Origin of the sequence: Psychrobacter aquimaris (assembly GCF_016107525.1) — a bacterium.
GTDB lineage: Bacteria > Pseudomonadota > Gammaproteobacteria > Pseudomonadales > Moraxellaceae > Psychrobacter > Psychrobacter aquimaris.
The window spans coordinates 175,133-193,414 of sequence record NZ_JABASR010000002.1; the positions used below are offsets into that span (position 1 = coordinate 175,133).

The 18,282-nt window shown below is 43.2% G+C and carries 13 protein-coding genes and 1 other RNA gene; 13 read left to right on the plus strand and 1 reads right to left on the minus strand.

Features of this window, described 5'->3' with window-relative positions:
* The first annotated feature begins 84 nt into the window (after positions 1-84).
* The 12 genes from ffs to msrB all read left to right on the plus strand — a co-directional run bounded on the left by ffs (position 85) and on the right by msrB (position 16,386).
* An RNA gene (gene ffs, locus JFC10_RS02755) (signal recognition particle sRNA small type) lies at positions 85-181 on the plus strand.
* Positions 182-378: 197 nt separating this feature from the next.
* A complete protein-coding gene (locus JFC10_RS02760; RefSeq protein ID WP_193011389.1) occupies positions 379-975 on the plus strand; it encodes a LemA family protein in 597 nt (198 codons plus the stop codon).
* Positions 976-1,033: 58 nt separating this feature from the next.
* Complete coding sequence (locus JFC10_RS02765) at positions 1,034-4,144, plus strand: M48 family metalloprotease (protein WP_198331564.1); 3,111 nt, start codon at positions 1,034-1,036, stop codon at positions 4,142-4,144.
* A 163-nt stretch (positions 4,145-4,307) separates the two neighbouring features.
* Positions 4,308-5,210 carry a hypothetical protein gene (locus JFC10_RS02770; RefSeq protein ID WP_198331565.1) on the plus strand — a complete coding sequence of 301 codons (903 nt, stop codon included), beginning with the start codon at positions 4,308-4,310 and terminating at the stop codon, positions 5,208-5,210.
* Positions 5,211-5,413: 203 nt separating this feature from the next.
* Entirely contained in the window at positions 5,414-6,523 is a 1,110-nt protein-coding gene (gene serC, locus JFC10_RS02775) for a 3-phosphoserine/phosphohydroxythreonine transaminase (protein ID WP_198331566.1), read from the plus strand.
* A gap of 314 nt (positions 6,524-6,837) precedes the next feature.
* A complete protein-coding gene (locus JFC10_RS02780) occupies positions 6,838-8,670 on the plus strand; it encodes an extracellular solute-binding protein (RefSeq protein ID WP_198331653.1) in 1,833 nt (610 codons plus the stop codon).
* Positions 8,671-8,788: 118 nt separating this feature from the next.
* Entirely contained in the window at positions 8,789-9,568 is a 780-nt protein-coding gene (gene gloB, locus JFC10_RS02785) for a hydroxyacylglutathione hydrolase (protein ID WP_198331567.1), read from the plus strand.
* Positions 9,569-9,637: 69 nt separating this feature from the next.
* Entirely contained in the window at positions 9,638-10,699 is a 1,062-nt protein-coding gene (yejB, locus tag JFC10_RS02790; protein ID WP_198331568.1) for a microcin C ABC transporter permease YejB, read from the plus strand.
* Positions 10,699-11,781: an ABC transporter permease gene (locus JFC10_RS02795; RefSeq protein WP_227686010.1), complete on the plus strand. Its 1,083-nt coding sequence runs from the start codon at positions 10,699-10,701 to the stop codon at positions 11,779-11,781. The genes yejB and JFC10_RS02795 overlap by 1 nt, the downstream gene beginning before the upstream one ends.
* A gap of 31 nt (positions 11,782-11,812) precedes the next feature.
* Complete coding sequence (locus JFC10_RS02800) at positions 11,813-13,504, plus strand: ABC transporter ATP-binding protein (protein WP_198331655.1); 1,692 nt, start codon at positions 11,813-11,815, stop codon at positions 13,502-13,504.
* Between the two features lie 176 nt (positions 13,505-13,680).
* On the plus strand, positions 13,681-14,985 hold the full coding sequence (locus tag JFC10_RS02805) for an iron-containing alcohol dehydrogenase (RefSeq protein WP_198331569.1): 1,305 nt from the start codon (positions 13,681-13,683) through the stop codon (positions 14,983-14,985).
* A 177-nt stretch (positions 14,986-15,162) separates the two neighbouring features.
* Positions 15,163-16,386 carry a peptide-methionine (R)-S-oxide reductase MsrB gene (gene msrB, locus JFC10_RS02810; protein WP_198331570.1) on the plus strand — a complete coding sequence of 408 codons (1,224 nt, stop codon included), beginning with the start codon at positions 15,163-15,165 and terminating at the stop codon, positions 16,384-16,386.
* A 136-nt stretch (positions 16,387-16,522) separates the two neighbouring features.
* Here the strand turns inward: msrB and folE are convergent, their stop codons facing one another.
* Entirely contained in the window at positions 16,523-17,119 is a 597-nt protein-coding gene (gene folE / locus JFC10_RS02815) for a GTP cyclohydrolase I FolE (RefSeq protein WP_193013064.1), read from the minus strand.
* Between the two features lie 343 nt (positions 17,120-17,462).
* On the opposite strand from folE, the gene JFC10_RS02820 reads away from it, so the two are divergent.
* A complete protein-coding gene (locus JFC10_RS02820; protein ID WP_198331572.1) occupies positions 17,463-18,269 on the plus strand; it encodes an enoyl-ACP reductase FabI in 807 nt (268 codons plus the stop codon).
* Positions 18,270-18,282 lie beyond the last annotated feature (13 nt).

Genomic DNA, 18,282 nt, shown 5'->3' on the forward strand with positions numbered 1-18,282 from the left:
GAGTGTTTTTGCTATACAACAAAGAGTTTTGCGATAGGGGTTGTAATATTTTAAAATTCTTGTATAATTTGCAACTGGTGGCTCCATTGGTAGCCTCGCAACATTGTTCTATGAACCCCGCCAGGACCGGAAGGTAGCAACGGTAATAGTCACAATGTGTGCCGAGGATGTGCTGATGGAGTCGCTTTTTTTTGCCTAAAATTTGATGACTGTTTTGATATTTAATCAGAAATTCTCGTTTGATATATTAAGCCCTTAATTATAAAGGGCTTTTTTTTGGCCTTTGTTTTGTCCGATTTTGACCTTTGGTTGATTAATATGAGTTAAAATACAATGTATTAACTTTTATTAACATTCTGGACACTTTAGGGTTTTCTTATGAAGATGTTTGTTTGGTTGTTCATTGCCTTCGTGCTACTAGTGATTGTATTTGGCGTATCTATATTTAATAAGTTGGTACGCGCTCGCAACCAAGCGAAAAATGGTTTTGCTCAAATCGATGTACAACTGAAGCGCCGTCATGATTTGATTCCAAATTTGGTCGAAACCGCTAAACGCTATCTAACGCATGAAGAAGAGACGCTGACCCGTGTGATTAGCGCGCGTAATCACGCCCAAAGCTTGCAAGATTCCAATATACATCAGCCAGACTCGCTTGAGCATATGGCGCTATTTGCCAAAGCTGAGAGTATGCTGTCTAAAGCGTTAGGGCAGTTCTCAGCGGTTGTGGAGGCTTACCCTGAGCTAAAAGCGGACAGTATGATTAAAGAGTTGATGGATGAGTTGACCAATACTGAGAACCGCATTGGCTTTGCCCGTCAGCATTACAATGACAGCGTGATGTTTTACAACAATGACCGCGAGGTATTTCCCAATAATCTTATTAGTACGACTTTTGGCTTTCGCCCGTTAAGCCCGCTAGTGTTTGAAGACAGAAAGGTGATCGCTCAAGCACCTGTCGTCAATATGGGATGATATTTAATTATATTCATATGTTCAGATGCGTTTAGCTATTTTTAAGTCAGGCATATAGATGGATTTTTTTGGTGAACAGCGCACCCGTACTCAGCGAAGTCTGTTGCTCTATGGGCTATTTTTTCTCATTGTCTTTGCCCATCTGGCAGTAGCGCTGGGTATCATGGCGCTACTGCTGACGATATTTACTGGTGGCATTTATCATTGGGTGTTAATACTGGTTGCTATCTGGACAATTAGCAGCTTTGTGATCGGTAGTTTTTTAGAGTACAGGCGTTTAGAAGCGGGTGGTCGTGCTATTGCTCAGCGTGTGGGCGCCATTCGGCTATTTATTGACCACAGCCAAGATGCGTGGGAGCATAGTCAAGGGGTTGCTCATCAGCATGAGCCTGTACCAAAGGTTCGGTTTAGCGCCCGTCATATCGCCGTGCGTGATGAGCGAGATTTTCCGCCTGTCTACCGTCGTTACTATGAGATTGCCCAGCAGCTATCCATTGCTTCAGGTTTACGTATGCCAATTCTCTATGTGCTACCTAATGAGCAAGGCATTAACGGCTTCGTCGCTGGTCGTCATAGTCAAGATATGGTGTTGGTCGTCACTCAAGGCGCACTTGATAAACTGTCTGATGAGGCGCTATACGGACTCATTGGCCATGAATATGGTCATATCTTGCATGGTGATGCGACATTCAATTTGCAGCTGATGGTGGTATTAGCAGGCTTACAAATATTGTATGACTGGAGTGATTCTATTAATAGTTTTGGCGCTGCTCATCAACGCAGTCATCAGAATAGCCATAATAATTATTTTGATAATGCAGTCAATCAACGCAATCTCTTGTCACAAAGAGCAGTCGATAGCCATGCGCGTAGCACTGAAGCTCAAACCGCCAACTTCACCACCCATAGTGAATGGGTAAGCTATTGGCATTCTCAAGCTTACAATCAGTTTCACAGCCCGTCAAAAAGCCAGCAATCATCAGCACAGAGTCAGTCGCAGTGGCTGCAAAATACTGCTAAGCTTGATAGTCAGGCACCGCGAAGTGTGTGGACACTCCTAGTGCATGGTTTAAGCTTCTCAAGTATGGCCAGTGCTCAGTTAATTAAGCATAGCTTTAATCGCCAGCGTGAATTGCTTGCCGATGCCACCAGCGTGCAGCTGACACGCTCACCTGCCATTATGGCAACACTGAAAGCCATTCATCAAGATTCGCTTGGTTCGCGCTTAACCAGTATCGCCGATGTCAATGGCCTTAGTCACTTCTTCTTTGCTAGTAGTGGTGCTGATTTAGGTGACGTCTCTTGGTTTGCCACCCATCCGAGCTTGGCTGAGCGAATGAGTGCCATCAATGCCAACGCTTATCATGATTTTGCTGTGCAAGTGGCTAAAGAAAAACGCATAAATCAACAAAAAATAAAAGAGATATATGAGCAGCGCCGATTAGGGGATTGGGGTGCAATAAAAGCAAATAGCCTAAGCAAAAATAAACAAGAAAAAAACACCCAATCATTAATATTTGAAACTCAATCAACGTTAAATACAAATCAAAGCGATATTAATCAAAACAATCATTCAATTGATAAAAGCATTACTAGTAACTGCCATGATGTTATCAACAAAGAAGTCGCTGCTTTTCCTACTGATGAAAGAAAAAACAAATTGGACTCGGATAAGGGACTGGAGTTTGCTATCGAGCAAGATGTCGTGGTCGATGGACGTTTACAGGTTCAAGTACAAGATATCGGTATTCATCCGTTGCTCAAGCCATGGCAAGCAAAACCTGATAGCGATTTGCCATCGGATACATTGATTGGTATCGATGATATACAAAAAGTTTCACTGCCGCAGTATATACTCAATCACAGTTATCACCCGCTAGGGTCGCAAGCTCTGATTGAAGCAGTGCTGCTATGCCATCAAGGTCGCATCTTATCAACGACTGAGAGTTATGACTTAACCGATATGTGGCTTGGACTTGCTAATGATAAAACGTCTGCGGCTGAAATCGATAATAATCCTAGAGCTAATATTAGCAGCAACATGCAAATTTTATCGCATACACTAGATCATAAATTATTGGAGGCAGTGGCACGTCTGGATCGGCGTTTAGACAGTGCATTGATTACGTTGGCGGTAAAGAAACTGAGTCAGCATGACCTATCAGAAACTGCTATCAATGAATTACATTCAAAGTATGAAGCCAGTCATCGTAGTCAAGACCATCAACATTATGTGCAGCAAAAAAAGTGTCGCACAATGCTGATGCGCTATCAAAAAGGTATCATTGAGCTATTTGAAAACTACCTGATGGCGGATTTAAGTCAGAATTTCGCTGATAACATAGCCAGCCATGATGGTTCTATCGATAAACCTATATCAGTATCAACGCACTCAGGAAATATCGACTCTCGTTTGCCATCGATTTTATCATTATGGCAAGCGCTACAGCTGCAGCAATTATTACCTATACTTTCTACTGTATTAAACGAGAAACAGGGGCATGTTCAGCCTCAGCTATTATGGCTATGGCAGCAAACATTACAAGCTGGTAGGGATAATGTTTATGCTCAGCTTGACCCTTCAGGACAGGTATTTAATGGTCTCGATGTTGCGAAGCAAACCATGCTTAGTTTATTGGCTTATCGCTTATCAAAAGATGTTAAGGGTCAGGTCGTATCAGCACTAGACAGCTCAGTACATATTTCAGCGCTAAGCTATAATAATGACAGTGTTGCTCACTATATCGTAGATTTGCGGCGTCATGCACGTTTGATCGATATTGACTTAGCGGCCGTTAGTGACGCGAATTTGCAATGGCTACTATTGACTGCGCAAAATATAAACAGTATCCAGTTATTAGCAGTGATAGAAGCGGTGCCTATTTTTATAGCGCCTGCCAGTCAGTCTTCTGCATCAGAAGCCAAATGTAATGATAATTATAGACAGAGGCAACAGGGCGGCGATCAAATAGATTATAATGCTCATAGACAGGACGGCAACGCAGATAACGAGGGCAATGACAGTCATTCTTATGATTATCATACTTACCGGCAATGGCTGAGTACATTGCATACGGTGATGTTACACGATACGATAGTCAGTCAAGATGAATATGACTGCTTATCCATGCTCGCCAATCATTGGTTAGGCGTTCGGCAGCTTTTTTGAGCAATGTCATTGATGGCATCTGAGTAAGTATTTCGCTATGAAGAAAATTTATATTGAAGGAACTGGTATTGAAGGAGCGATATGTTTTTAATCCTTTTTTAATATTTTCCTTGCCATTAAAAGTCAGTAAATCCATTTTAGATAAGTAGGATAGTAAATAAGCATGAGTGATATCCAAGAGCCGCTAGTTGTATTGCAGCATCGTATGCAGCAGCGCCAGATTTTAGCGATGATGGGTATCAATCAGTGGGTGCAGCCGAGCTCTGAGACCCGAAGTATCGCAGATATTTCTGCGCCTACTTTCCCTGATCCGGCTACCGCCAACTCGACTATAGATAATATCAGTACGGCCTCTATTTCTGCCGCTGCGACCACTGAACAGCCAAGTATTGAGTCTTCTAATGCTGATGATATAAGTGTTGAGATGTCACCTATAGCAGCATCTGCTGATTCGCTATCAGGTATAGTAGGTGATGAGCCTATTAATAATCACTATTATGATGATGCTAATGAGACAGGTTTAAGCCACTTTGACCAACAAAGCTCCGTTACCTATAGTTTTGACTCGACTACCCCTAATAATATCTCTAAGCCAGCCGTTACCTCCCTTGTAGATACTGTTGTTCAGAAAACTGCTATTGCTGGTATAAATAACGCTGAGTGCTTTGAAGATGGCAGTTTTAAAGAAGATAGCTTTAAAAAAGTAGCGCCCTTTGATTTGCAAGGTGGTCGCTATGGTGACTGGGTGATTTTGGTGGATATCCAAGCACTTAATCATGATAGCCAAAAACTGTGGCAAAATATTACGCAAGCCTTATCCATCAGTTGTGAGACGACATCGTTCCCTATCTGTGAGGGTATGGATACAGCAGAGCTTGCTAATGCTAGCCTTGCCGGATACGTCTTTAAAATTGGTCGTAGCGAAGAGATTAAAGTTGCTGTATTGACTGCGTTGCCTGATGGTCTTGAGCATCCTAACGTTACTACTGTGCCCACACTCGATGAGATGCTTATTGATAGTAATCTTAAACGTCAGCTTTGGGAGCAGTTATTGAGTCAGAGTTAAAGGCTTATAATTAGAGCTGCATAAAGAAAGGCTGACAGTTTGCTGCCATAGCTGTTGACTAGACCCTAGTAATTAAAAATAAAAATAGAGATAAGACCCACCTCAACGTGTTTTAAAGTGATAGTTTGACGACTGAACTGCTAAAGCTACCGCTTTAAAACTTATACAACAACGATGACTTCATCATATTTAGGATATTGATTATGACCAATAAAGCCGCTCCTAACCGCGTACCCAATTTTTCAGCGGGACCTGCTACTATACCGACGGCCGTATTATCACGCGCTCAAGAAGAGTTGCTTGATTGGCAGGGACGCGGCATGTCGGTCATGGAAGTGAGCCACCGTAGTAAAGAATACATCGCGATTACCGAAAAAGCTGAAGCCAAATTGCGCTCGCTAATGGACATTCCAGATAACTATAAAGTGCTGTTTTTACAAGGCGGGGCTAGCTTACAGTTTTCAGCAATTCCATTAAACCTATTAAATGGTGGACGCGCCGACTATCTGACGACGGGTACTTGGTCCGGTAAAGCGGTCAAAGAAGCACAGCGTTATGCCAAACTAGGTCTTGGCGAGGTTAATGTGGTCGCAACGGGTAAAGACAGTAGCTTTACTGACGTGCCAGCCGAAAGCGAATGGAATCTGAGTGAAGATGCCGCATATTTTCATTACTGTGCTAACGAAACCATTCATGGTTTGCAGATATTTGAGCCGCCACAAGTGAATGCGCCTATTATCGCCGATATGTCTTCTTGCATTTTGTCACAGCCCATTGATGTCTCTAAGTTTGGGATGATTTATGCTGGTGCGCAAAAAAATATCGGTCCAGCAGGATTGATTATTGTGATTATCCGTGAAGACTTATTAGGTCAAGCAAGTGAGTGGTGCCCATTACTCATGAACTATGAGCATCAAGCTGAAAAAGAATCGATGTCAAACACGCCAGCCACGTATTCTTGGTATTTAGCAGGGCTGGTCTTTGATTGGTTAGAAGAGCAGGGCGGCGTTGCTGCTATCGGCAAAATCAACCAGAAAAAGGCAGATTTGCTCTATAAAACGATTGATGACAGCAGCTTTTATAGCAATCCAGTTGACCCTAAGTATCGCTCTATCATGAATGTGCCGTTTACGTTAGCAGACAGCAGCCTTGATAAAGTATTTTTAGAAGAATCAGCGGCAGCAGGTTTGATGAATTTAAAAGGTCACCGCGATGTGGGCGGTATGCGTGCCAGTATTTACAACGCGGTGTCGCTAGACTGGGTACAGCAACTGGTTGACTTTATGATCGCATTTGAAAAAAAGCATGCTTAAGCACATCAATAATGGTTTAAATACAAAGTCTTAATATACAGATGATGTAAGAAAAAAGGCGCAACTGGCAACGGTAGCGCCTTTTTCGTGAGTACATTTGTCAAGTGGACGATGATAGCACAAGGCTTTTTAATCGCTGCTATGTTAATACTTAATATCAACGATGCAGCACTCGTGCTACGTAACACGGTAAACCATTAGGTTAAAAAACCTAAGTTTGTTATGATGAAATTTTGCAATAACACTATTTTGCTATAAGCCCTTAATTTTTGATATCCAAATTGGTTAGCATAGAGGTTTGTTATAACGTCATGATGATAAAAGATGCCATGCTAAAAGCTGTTTTGCTAACCATCACCGTCAGCTGGATACCATGCAGTATCGCGGCACCCATTACCACTACTGCGCTTGGACATAACAGCACTACTGATTATATTGACGTGCCATTTATGCCCTATGCCAATCCCAATGCCCCCAAAGGTGGTACATTATCGCTTGATGCGCGTGGCACTTTTAACGCAGCCAATAAATGGATGACCACGGGTGTGGCGATGATCGGCACCGATTATCTGTATGATACCTTGATGACCGGCTCACTAAATGAAGCTTTTACCATGTATCCGCAGCTGGCAAGCAAGGTGACTTATGACCCTGATGATACCAGTTGGATTATCTATCATATCAATCCTGCTGCGCGCTTTTGGGATGGCACACCAGTGACCAGTAGCGATGTCAAAGCCACTTACGACGCAATACTAAACAAAGGACCGATGTATATTCGCAGCTATTTGGGTGATATTAAAGACATTGAAACTATCGATAAGCAACAAGTAAAGTTTGTCTTCAAGTCCGATGACAATAAAGAGATTTTATTAACGGTTGGGCAATTCCCTATTTTTGCTAAATCCTCTATTGATACAGGTTTTGAGAAAATCACGCTGACACCATTGATGGGTAGTGGTCCTTATAAACTTGGACGCGTCGATGCGGGACGTGCAGTCAGCTATGTGCGTGACCCCAATTATTGGGGGCGTGATTTGATGGTCAATCGCGGTCGTTACAACTTCGATATGATTAAGTTTGTGTATTATCAAAGTGATGAGATTGCGTTTGAAGGTTTTAAATCTGGGCAATATCGCTTTCGACTTGAAAATAAAGCCTCTAATTGGGCGACCGGTTACAATTTCCCAGCCGTCAAAGCAGGTTTTATTTATAAAGAAACCATAAGCAGTGAAAACCCAGTTCCGATGCAGGGTTTGGTGATGAATATGCGTCGGCCACTTTTTCAAGATATTCGCGTCCGCCAAGCATTGACTGCGGCTTATGATTTTGAGTGGATGAACAAGACCTTGTTTCATGGGCAGTATGAGCGCTTACAAAGCTTCTTTCATGGCTCGGAGCTTGCTGCGATAGGCACACCATCTGCTGCTGAGATGCAGGTATTAAGTCCATTGCTAGCCAAGCTTGAGCCAGTTCAGCGGCAAGCTGTATTGACTGAATGGCAATTGCCAACCAGCGACGGTAGTGGCTTTAATCGTACAGCGTTATTAAAGGCGCGGCAGTTATTACTAGATGCTGGGTTTTATTATGACGATATGAAGTTATATCAGCCAGATGGCAATCTTGCTCAGATTGAGATTTTGATGACGGGCGAGACTATGGGGCGTGTATTGCTGCCTTATATTCGCAATCTAAAGCGTCTAGGGTTTGATGCAAGCTTACGTCAAGTCGATGGGCCACAATATTATGAGCGTATGCGCCGTTTTGATTATGATATGGTGGTCGATATCTTTGCGCAGAGCTTATCACCAGGTGCTGAACAAGCCGCATTTTGGGGTAGTGCTGCTGCTAACGAGCCAGGCAATCATAATTCGATAGGGATTAAAAACGTCGCTATTGATGAGGTAGTTGCGGCGCTTGCAAATGCCGAGCACCGTGCAGAAATTATTTTATATACTCACGTGCTTGATCGTCTACTACGTGCTGGATATTACTTAGTGCCCTTATATGGTAAGTCGGCTACCAATGTCGCCTATTGGAATCAATATCGTCATACTGAAAAACTGCCAACCAATGCTATCGGTATTGATTATTGGTGGACGGATAAACAAGCAGAAGCAGGTGTTAATCAATATTTGAAAAAATAGCTTCAAACAATACTTTAAACCCATAAATGAAATAATACTTCATCTTCACGTGTTACTTGGTTTTTAAAATTTAGCAAAAGATATAAGTAATAAAGATAACCACTGGTAAGGACTTCATATGAGTATTCGTATTCACCCGATTAAAGCATTTAATGACAATTATATCTGGACATTGATAAACGAAAATAATAGGCAGGCAATTGTCATTGATCCGGGTCAAGCTGAGCCAGTTGTTGCCTATCTAGAGGAACATGAGCTAGAGCTGACGTCTATTTGGACCACGCATCATCATCATGATCATATTGGCGGCGTCGCAGAACTGCAAGAGTCTTATCCGATGACGCATCTGGTTGCTCATACTGAACACAACGTCGACGAAGATCAGACTATTAAAGACGGCAGTACGGTAAGCGCATGGGGCTGCGCCGCGCAAGTATGGGATGTGTCAGGTCATACGGCCAGTCATGTTGCATATATACTAGATATCGACGGCAGTAAGCATTGCTTTTGCGGTGACACCTTATTTAGTGCCGGTTGCGGGCGTGTGTTTACTGGCACTATTGAGCAATTGCATGAGAGCTTTAAGCGTTTAAATGGACTGCCAGCTGAGACGTTACTATATCCTGCGCACGAATATACTGCCAGTAACCTGCATTTTGGTTTATCTATCGAACTTGCTAATGAAGCAATGCAGCAAGCATTGGCTCAAGCAGAAGAAAACACCGCCCAAGGTCTTCCGACGCTGCCAGTCACTTTAGAACATGAGCGCGCGGTCAATGTGTTTTTACGAACGCAAGAGCCGAGTGTGATTGCAGGGGTTAAGTCTAAAGCAACTATCGATGACGATAAATCTTTGGCCGTATTTGCTGCGTTACGTGAGCTTAAAAACAACTTTTAAATAGTCACCGCTGCTAATCGTACTTTTTGGGGTTGGTATTATATTTGTTTATTTTAGGAAGCCGCCATTATGGGTCGTTATATCTTAAAAAGGTTACTACTGATATTACCGACGCTATTTTTGATATTGCTGGCGAATTTTGTGATTGTACAAGCCGCGCCTGGTGGTCCTGTTGAGCAGCAGCTGGCGCTTATTGAGCAGGGTGCAAAAGACAATGCGCTCGCTGGTAATATTGGTGCAGGCAGCAACAATAGCACTTATCAAGGCACGCGAGGCTTATCTGAAGAAATGGTTGCAGCGATTAATGCCCAATACGGTTTTGATAAATCGGCTCCTGAGCGCTTTTGGCTAATGCTAAAGAATTACGCTCAACTGGATTTTGGCGAGTCTTTTTTTAAAGGTCAATCAGTAACGGATTTGATTATCGAGAAACTACCCGTTTCTATCTCGCTTGGACTCTGGAGCACGTTATTAATTTATATGATAGCGATTCCATTAGGTATCTATAAAGCCATGCATCATGGTTCAGGGATTGATAAAGTCTCTGCCATGCTACTGGCTATTGGCCATGCGATTCCCGTCTTCGTGTTTGCCGTTATACTACTGGTGTTTTTTGCTGGTGGTAGCTACTGGAATATCTTTCCACTGCAAGGATTGACCTCTGAGAACTTTGAGCAATTAAGCGTGTTGGGTAAAATCAAGGATTATTTTTGGCATTTAGCGCTGCCGCTATTGGCAAGTACGGTTGGCGGTTTTGCGGGCTTGACCTATCTGACCAAGTTTAGCTTTTTAGAAGAGCTGGGTAAGCAGTATGTGCTCACTGCTCGAGCGAAAGGCTTGGGTGAGCGTCAGGTTTTATACGGTCATGTCTTTCGTAATGCGATGTTGATTATTATCGCAGGTATCCCAGCGGCTATTGTTGGCATTTTCTTTGCGGGTAATTTTCTCATTGAGATTATTTTTAAACTTGATGGTTTGGGGTTGCTAGGCTTTGAAGCCATTCAGCAGCGTGATTATCCCGTGATATTTGGTACGTTATTTATTTTTACCTTGGTGGGACTATTGTTACAGTTACTCAGTGATTTAAGTTATCACTTAATTGACCCCCGTATTGATTTTGAGGGGCGCTAATGTCAAGTCATCGATTATCTTCAACTCCCTCAACCGCACCTCCAATTACTATAGAAAAAAAACGTCGCCTAAATCCTATTTGGCAGGCGCGTTTAAACCGCTTTCGCCAAAATAGACTTGGCGTTATCTCTCTCTTTATTTTTGCGCTGATATTTTTCATTTGTATGGCAGCCAATGTGATTGCCAATGACAAGCCATTATTGGTGCAGTATCAAGGTAATTATTACTTTCCTGTTCTAAAAGCCTATCCTGAAACGACTTTTGGTGGAGTGTTTGAGACCGAAGCCAATTACAAAGACCCGGCAGTGCAGATGCTGATTGATGAGCAGGGCTTTTATATTATGCCGCCCATACCATTTGCCGATCAGACACCAAACGTTGAGCTGGGTATTCCATATCCAGCAGCACCCAATAGTCAGAACTGGCTTGGTACGGACGATTTGGGTCGCGATGTGCTGGCGCGCATACTTTATGGCATGCGGGTTTCGTTATTGTTTGGCCTAGCATTAACGCTTGCGGGTGCATTGATTGGTATTGTCATCGGTGCAATACAAGGCTATTACGGTGGCTGGATAGATTTAGCAGGGCAGCGCTTCATGGAGGTTTGGGGCGGTATGCCGCAGCTGTTTATGATTATTATTTTGGTCAGCTTATTTAGCCCTAGTATCTTTATGCTATTTGCCATGATGTTATTGTTTGGCTGGATGGGATTGGTTGGTTTAGTGCGGGCAGAGTTTTTGCGCGCGCGCAACTTTGACTATGTGCGTGCGGCACGTAATCTGGGGGCTTCAGACAGTCAAGTCATGCTCAAACACATCTTGCCCAATGCCCTAGCTTCAAGCTTGTCACAGCTGCCATTTATATTGACGGCCAATATTATCGCTTTAACGGCATTAGACTTCTTGGGTTATGGCTTGCCGCCTGGGTCACCGTCGCTCGGTGAGCTAATGGTACAAGGGAAAAACAATCTTGATGCACCTTGGTTGGCACTATCTGGATTCTTTAGTTTGACCTTTATTTTATCATTGCTGATCTTTGTTGGCGAAGCGCTGCGTGATGCGTTTGACCCGAGGCGCTCCTGATATGACAACTGAGAATATGATACCTGCTAATATGATACCTGCTAATATGACAATTGCTACTGAGAAAAATAACCATTTAAATGAAAACCACAGTAATACCGACAATAAGCTTATGCTAACAGTAGATAAGCTTAGTATTGTTACTAATACTGGCGTAACTTTGGTTGATAATCTGTCTTATGAGCTGCGGCAAGGTCAGACACTGGCCATCGTTGGTGAGTCAGGCTCTGGTAAATCTATTGCAAGTCTTGCACTATTAGGCTTGTTGCCAGACAGTTTGACCGTTAGCGGTGAAGTGCAATTAGCAAATGCAACAATAATGACGACACTACCGATAGCCAATGATAGGTCGCGTAATGCTGCACTGCGCTCTATTCGCGGGCAGCGCATCGGCATGGTGTTTCAAGAGCCGATGACCGCATTAAACCCGCTACATACAGTCGCCAAGCAGATTGCGGAATCCTTGCGTCTCAGCGATGTACCCAAGAAACAATGGCGCGAAAAAACTATCGCCTTATTAGAGGGTGTCAATATCACCGACCCTGCTGACAAACTCAATCGCTATCCACATGAGTTATCAGGTGGTCAGCGTCAGCGGGTGATGATTGCCATGGCGTTGGCCCAGCAGCCTGATATCTTAATCGCTGATGAACCAACCACCGCGCTTGATGTCACCTTGCAACATGAAATTCTTGAGTTGCTAGATGATCTCAAGCGTCAGCATAATATGGCGATGATATTAATCAGTCATGATCTCAATCTGGTCAGGCGCTACAGTGATGAAGTCATCGTTATGCGCCAAGGTCAAACGATTGAGCAGGGGCAAACCATCAGTGTGTTCAATCAGCCGAAAGCCGAATATACCCGCACGCTAATAAAACAAGACTTTGGGCAAGCACTGAGTTTATTTGATGATAATGATGACCAAAGTCAGCAATCAACCGTATTAGCAGTCAGCAACTTACAAGTACAATTCCCAATTGAAAAAAGTCTGTTTGGCGGTACTAAGCGCTGGTTCGATGCGGTAAAAAATGTCGATATGACATTAAAAAAGGGGTGGGCGTTAGGCATCGTTGGTGAGTCAGGGTCTGGTAAAACGACCATAGCGCTTGCGTTAAGTCAATTGCTTAGCAATCAAGCACGCGTCGGTGGCGAGATAATGGTTAATGGACAAGATATTTCAGTATTGTCCAGGGGTGAGCTACGTCAGTTTCGCTCGCAAATTCAAATGGTATTTCAAGATCCATTTGCTAGTATCAATCCGCGCATGACAGTTATGCAGATCGTTGAAGAAGGATTGCTGGTGCAAGGCGTTGATAAGACAGCACGCCAGCAGGCAGTGATGGACAGTCTCGCTACTGTACATTTACCATTAGCGTTTGCACAGCGTTATCCGCATGAGCTGTCAGGTGGTCAGCGTCAACGGGTAGCGCTTGCGCGCGCACTCATTATGCAGCCTAGTCTACTGATATTGGATGAGCCGACGTCCGCGCTTGATAGTACCACGCAAGTCACTGTAGTCAGATTGCTACGTGAAATTCAGGAAAAACTGCAAATAAGTTATGTATTTATCAGTCATGACCTAAAAGTAGTACGCGCCTTGTGTCAGCATATTATGGTGCTAAAAGAGGGCAAGTGTATAGAGTATGGACGTACTGAAGAGGTGTTTAATCATCCACAGCATCCTTATGCTCAGCAGTTATTACAGGCGAGTCTCATTTAGTATAGACAGTCAAAACTGAATCATTTGAATACCGTAAATAATCAGAACATAGCAGTTCATAATAATCGCGACATCCTAAAAATGGCGGTGGTACAATAAATTCAAATAGTAGTTTGCTTTGCTTAGATGTTCAACAGACCTCAGTGTTAGCATTATTAAAAAGGATTTTTATGCTTATGAAAAAACAGAATGGTTTTTCTAAATTAGTCAGTAATAATCCATTGCAGTATGCCGGTTATTTGGCAGTTGCCAAGACTCGCGCCAAAGTGCTAAAAGCCTTCGCTTATATTGTACCTATCAGAAGACCGATGTTATTTATCGGCGAGACCTCCTGTGAGGATCTGTGCGATATGCTTATCAATGAAGGACATGCCAACGTATTTATCGTTACTGATGCCGTATTAAACAAACTTGGTATCCCTGCCAAAGTCACGGATTATCTAGATAAAAGAAACATCAGTTATAAAGTCTATGATGGCATTACCCCAGACCCTACTTTTAAGGTCGTCGAAGAAGGACTACGAAAATCTATCGATGCTAAATGCGACTCGATTATCGCCATCGGTGGTGGCTCGGTCATTGATGCGGCTAAGATGATTGCGATGTCACAAGGCAACAGCTGCAAACCGCAACAGCTTATCGGCATTCTTAAAGCCAGAAAGCCATCGGTGCCTCTCTATTGTATCCCTACGACAGCTGGCACAGGTTCAGAAGCAACCCTTGGTGCGGTGGTATCAGACGACAAAACGCATCAAAAATCCTTGTCTATCGACCCAAGAATGGTGCCATTAGCAGCGGCTATTGACCCCGTTATTATGAAAGGTATGCCCGCGCATATCACAGCGGACACTGGTATCGATGTGTTGACACATGCGCTTGAAGCTTGGATGAGTGCCAATGCTAGCGTAGAGACGGACTATTATGCGGCTTCTGCGGTGAAATCTGTCATGCAAAACTTACCGCTGGTTTATAAAGATGGCGGCAACTTGAAAGCCAGAGAAGAGATGGGTATTGCAGCCCATTACGGCGGTATCGCCTTTAATAAAGCTGGTTTGGGTTACGTCCATGCCATCGCTCATCAATTAGGCGCGTATTATAGTATTCCTCATGGTCGCGCCAATGCCATCGTGTTGCCGTATGTGCTTGACGTCAATCGTCAAGGGAGTAAAAAAAGATTGGCGGAGCTGGCTAAAAAAACGGCTATGGTAAAATCGGGCCAAGCTGGCAAGAGTGATGCTGAGATTGCCGATCAGCTAATCGCGCAAGTACGCGAACTGATCGCCAACTTAAATATTGATCCAACGGTTAAAGGTATGCAAAGCAGTGATTTTGATAAAATTGCTAAAGCGGCTGCGAAAGAAGTCAGTGATACTTATGCAGTACCGACTTATCTATCAGCATCTGAAATTAAGGCTATTTTAACGAAAATTAAGCAAGCCAGTGATGAGGCGATCAATAAAAATAACGATAAAGTCGCATAACTATTTTGCCATATTAGTAGTCTGGCAATAAATAAAAATAAAGCCTATTTCCGAAAGGATAGTAGGCTTTATTTTTCTAAATAGTTCAAGATATTGTAAATATATAACAATTTGGGAATGTTTCGGTGATACCTGAGAGTTACAATCATTACATAACATTACTCTTAAGGGCTTCTTATGACACGCCAATTATTAATGAATTATAAATTACAGGCTAAAGTTGTTGGTATCGCTATCGTAGCGAGCAGTGCTCTTTATGTTGGTTGTGCAGCCACCGAAAATACGCCCGCTGTGGAAAATACTTCCATCGACAATCCTTATGCACCTACGGATCCAAATTTAGCAGTCGCTACGGTTGCTGGTGGTTGTTTTTGGTGTGTAGAAGCTGGTTATGAAAAAATACCTGGAGTGGTAGAGGTAGTCTCCGGCTATACTGGCGGTCAATCGACCAATCCAACGTATAGTACGGTGTCAGCAGGTGGTACGGGACATACTGAAGCCGCACAAGTGTATTATGATCCGACGAAAATTACCTATAACGGTATTGTCCAAGCACTATGGCGAATTGCGGATCCTAGCGATGATAAAGGTCAGTTTGTAGACCGCGGTACTCAGTATCGTCCCGCTATTTTTTATAATAATGCACAAGAAAAGCAGATAGCAGAAGCTGCTAAGCAATCACTGCAAGACTCTGGTGTCTATAGCAAACCAGTTGTGATTGAAATTGTTGCTGCTAGCAAGTTTTATCCTGCGGAAGAGTATCATCAGGACTATTATAAGAAAAATCCAATCCGCTATAAGGCTTATACCTTTAATTCTGGTCGCTATCAATTTATCGAAAGTGTCTATGGCAAAGACTATGAGCTGGATTTTCGCCAGTTCAAGCCTACGGCGGCTAATAGCGTACAAGTATCATCAAACAATGCGCCAGCTACTAACACTAGTGCAGGGTTCAATCCAGATACCTTTGTGAAGCCTGAACAGGATGAGCTAAAGCAATCACTCACTGATATTCAATATAAAGTCACTCAAAAAGACGGTACCGAACGCGCTTTTGATAATGAATATTGGGATAATAAAGCGCCTGGGCTATATGTTGATGTGATATCGGGAGAGCCACTGTATTCCTCTCGTGATCAATACAAATCTGGCACTGGCTGGCCAAGCTTTACCCGTCCATTGAGCGCGGATATGGTCGTTGAGAAGGAAGATCGCGGGATATTTGGAAGCCGTACCGAAATTCGTAGCCGCTATGCTGATTCACATGTGGGTCATGTGTTTGATGATGGTCCAGCGCCTACAGGCAAGCGCTATTGCATGAATTCAGCGGCGATGCGATTTATTCCACTGGCGCAGATGCAGGCAGAAGGTTATGGCAACTGGATTGATGAAGTGAACTAGGTTAGTTAAGCCTTGTTGTTATATTGCCAACCAAGGGTTGATTGCTAAGTTTTATCACAGCTATATTGAACGATGTGCATTAAAAAAGGATACCGTAGTATCCTTTTTTTGTGACTATCTATTGCTATTTGAAGCGTTAGAATGCAGGCTGACGTCTAGGGATCGCACTTAAAAACTCTGTACGTGCTTGGTTATCATGTACAAATTCACCCAGCATCGACGTCGTACGTGTGGTGGAATGCTGCTTATTCACGCCGCGCATCATCATACACATATGTGCTGCATCCATCACTACCGCTACGCCGCGACAGCCAGTGACATCCATAATAGTTTGTGCCACTTGATCGCTTAAATTTTCTTGAACTTGTAAACGGCGGGCGAACATATCGACGATACGGGCAAATTTTGATAAGCCCAGTACTTGACCATTGGGTAAATAGCCTACATGAGCGATACCATGAAAGGGCAGCATATGATGTTCGCACAATGAATAAAACTCAATATTCTGTACCAATACCAGCTCGCGATTGCTCGATGGAAACAGGGCGTCGTTGACGACTTCATCCAAGCTTTGATGATAACCTTGGGTTAGATGTGCAAAAGCTTTCGCGGCACGCATCGGTGTTTCTTCAAGGCCGGGACGCTGTAAATCCTCGCCAGTTGAGAGAATCAGTTGACGATAAGACTCAACGCTTTCTTGGTAATCTGATGCTATTGTTGGGGTGTTACTCATAAGTTTGGCAGCCATCCAAAATGTGGGTGTAGCTTAACGCTAAATCCTTGTTTACAAACAACGGTTGTAAAGGATTTTTATAAAAATTGTGCAAGCTGGGAAGGGCTGTGATTATACTTGAAAACTGCTTAACTTCATACTGCTGTGGCGAGCAGTTGAGTGTTTAATCGATATTAGGCGACATTGCAAGGGAATACAGTTTACGACTGTTTACTTAAATTAATTCGTGTATAATGGTTTATCTTATAATTTGTACTTTTTATGCTGCGATATTCATCGTATCTAATCACTCTAAATAACGTGATATTATTAAACCATCTTGGTCGACTCAAAAGGAAACATTATGCTACTACAAGGACAACGATTTGTCGTAACAGGCATTGCCAGCAAACTGTCTATCGCTTGGGCTATCGCTGAGGCACTGCACCGTGAAGGTGCCTCATTAATTCTGACTTATCCCAATGATAAGATCAAAAAGCGTGTCGATATGGCAGCAGAGAAATTCGAAGCAGATTTGGTATTAGAATGTGATGTGGCGTCTGATGAGTCGATTGCCGCCTGCTTTGAGCAAGTCACTGCCCATTGGGGTGATGGTATCGATGGTGTGGTACACGCGATTGGCTTTGCACCGATGGATCAGCTTGATGGAGATTTTGTCAAGGCGACGACCCGTGAAGGTAGTCAAATTGCCCATGATATCTCAAGCTATAGCTTTGTGGCATTGGCCAAAGAAGCTCGTGCTCTATTAGCTATGCGTCACGGTTCGATGCTGACATTGACGTATGAAGGTAGTATCTCAGTATTGCCAAACTATAATGTTATGGGTATGGCAAAGGCCAGTCTTGAAGCCAGTGTTCGCTATCTTGCTACTTCTATGGGCGGTGAAGGTATTCGTGTCAATGCAATCTCAGCAGGTCCTATTCGCACGCTTGCCGCCAGTGGCATTAAATCATTCCGTAAAATGCTCGATATCAGCGAAAAAATTGCGCCACTACAACGTAATATCACACAGGCCGAAGTCGGTAATGCGGCTCTTTTCTTGCTATCACCTTGGGCATCTGGTATTACCGGTGAGATTATGTTTGTTGACGCAGGTTTTAATACCGTTGCTATCAGTGAGCAGTTAATGATGCTTGATGAGCCTAAATAATCCTCTTTAATAG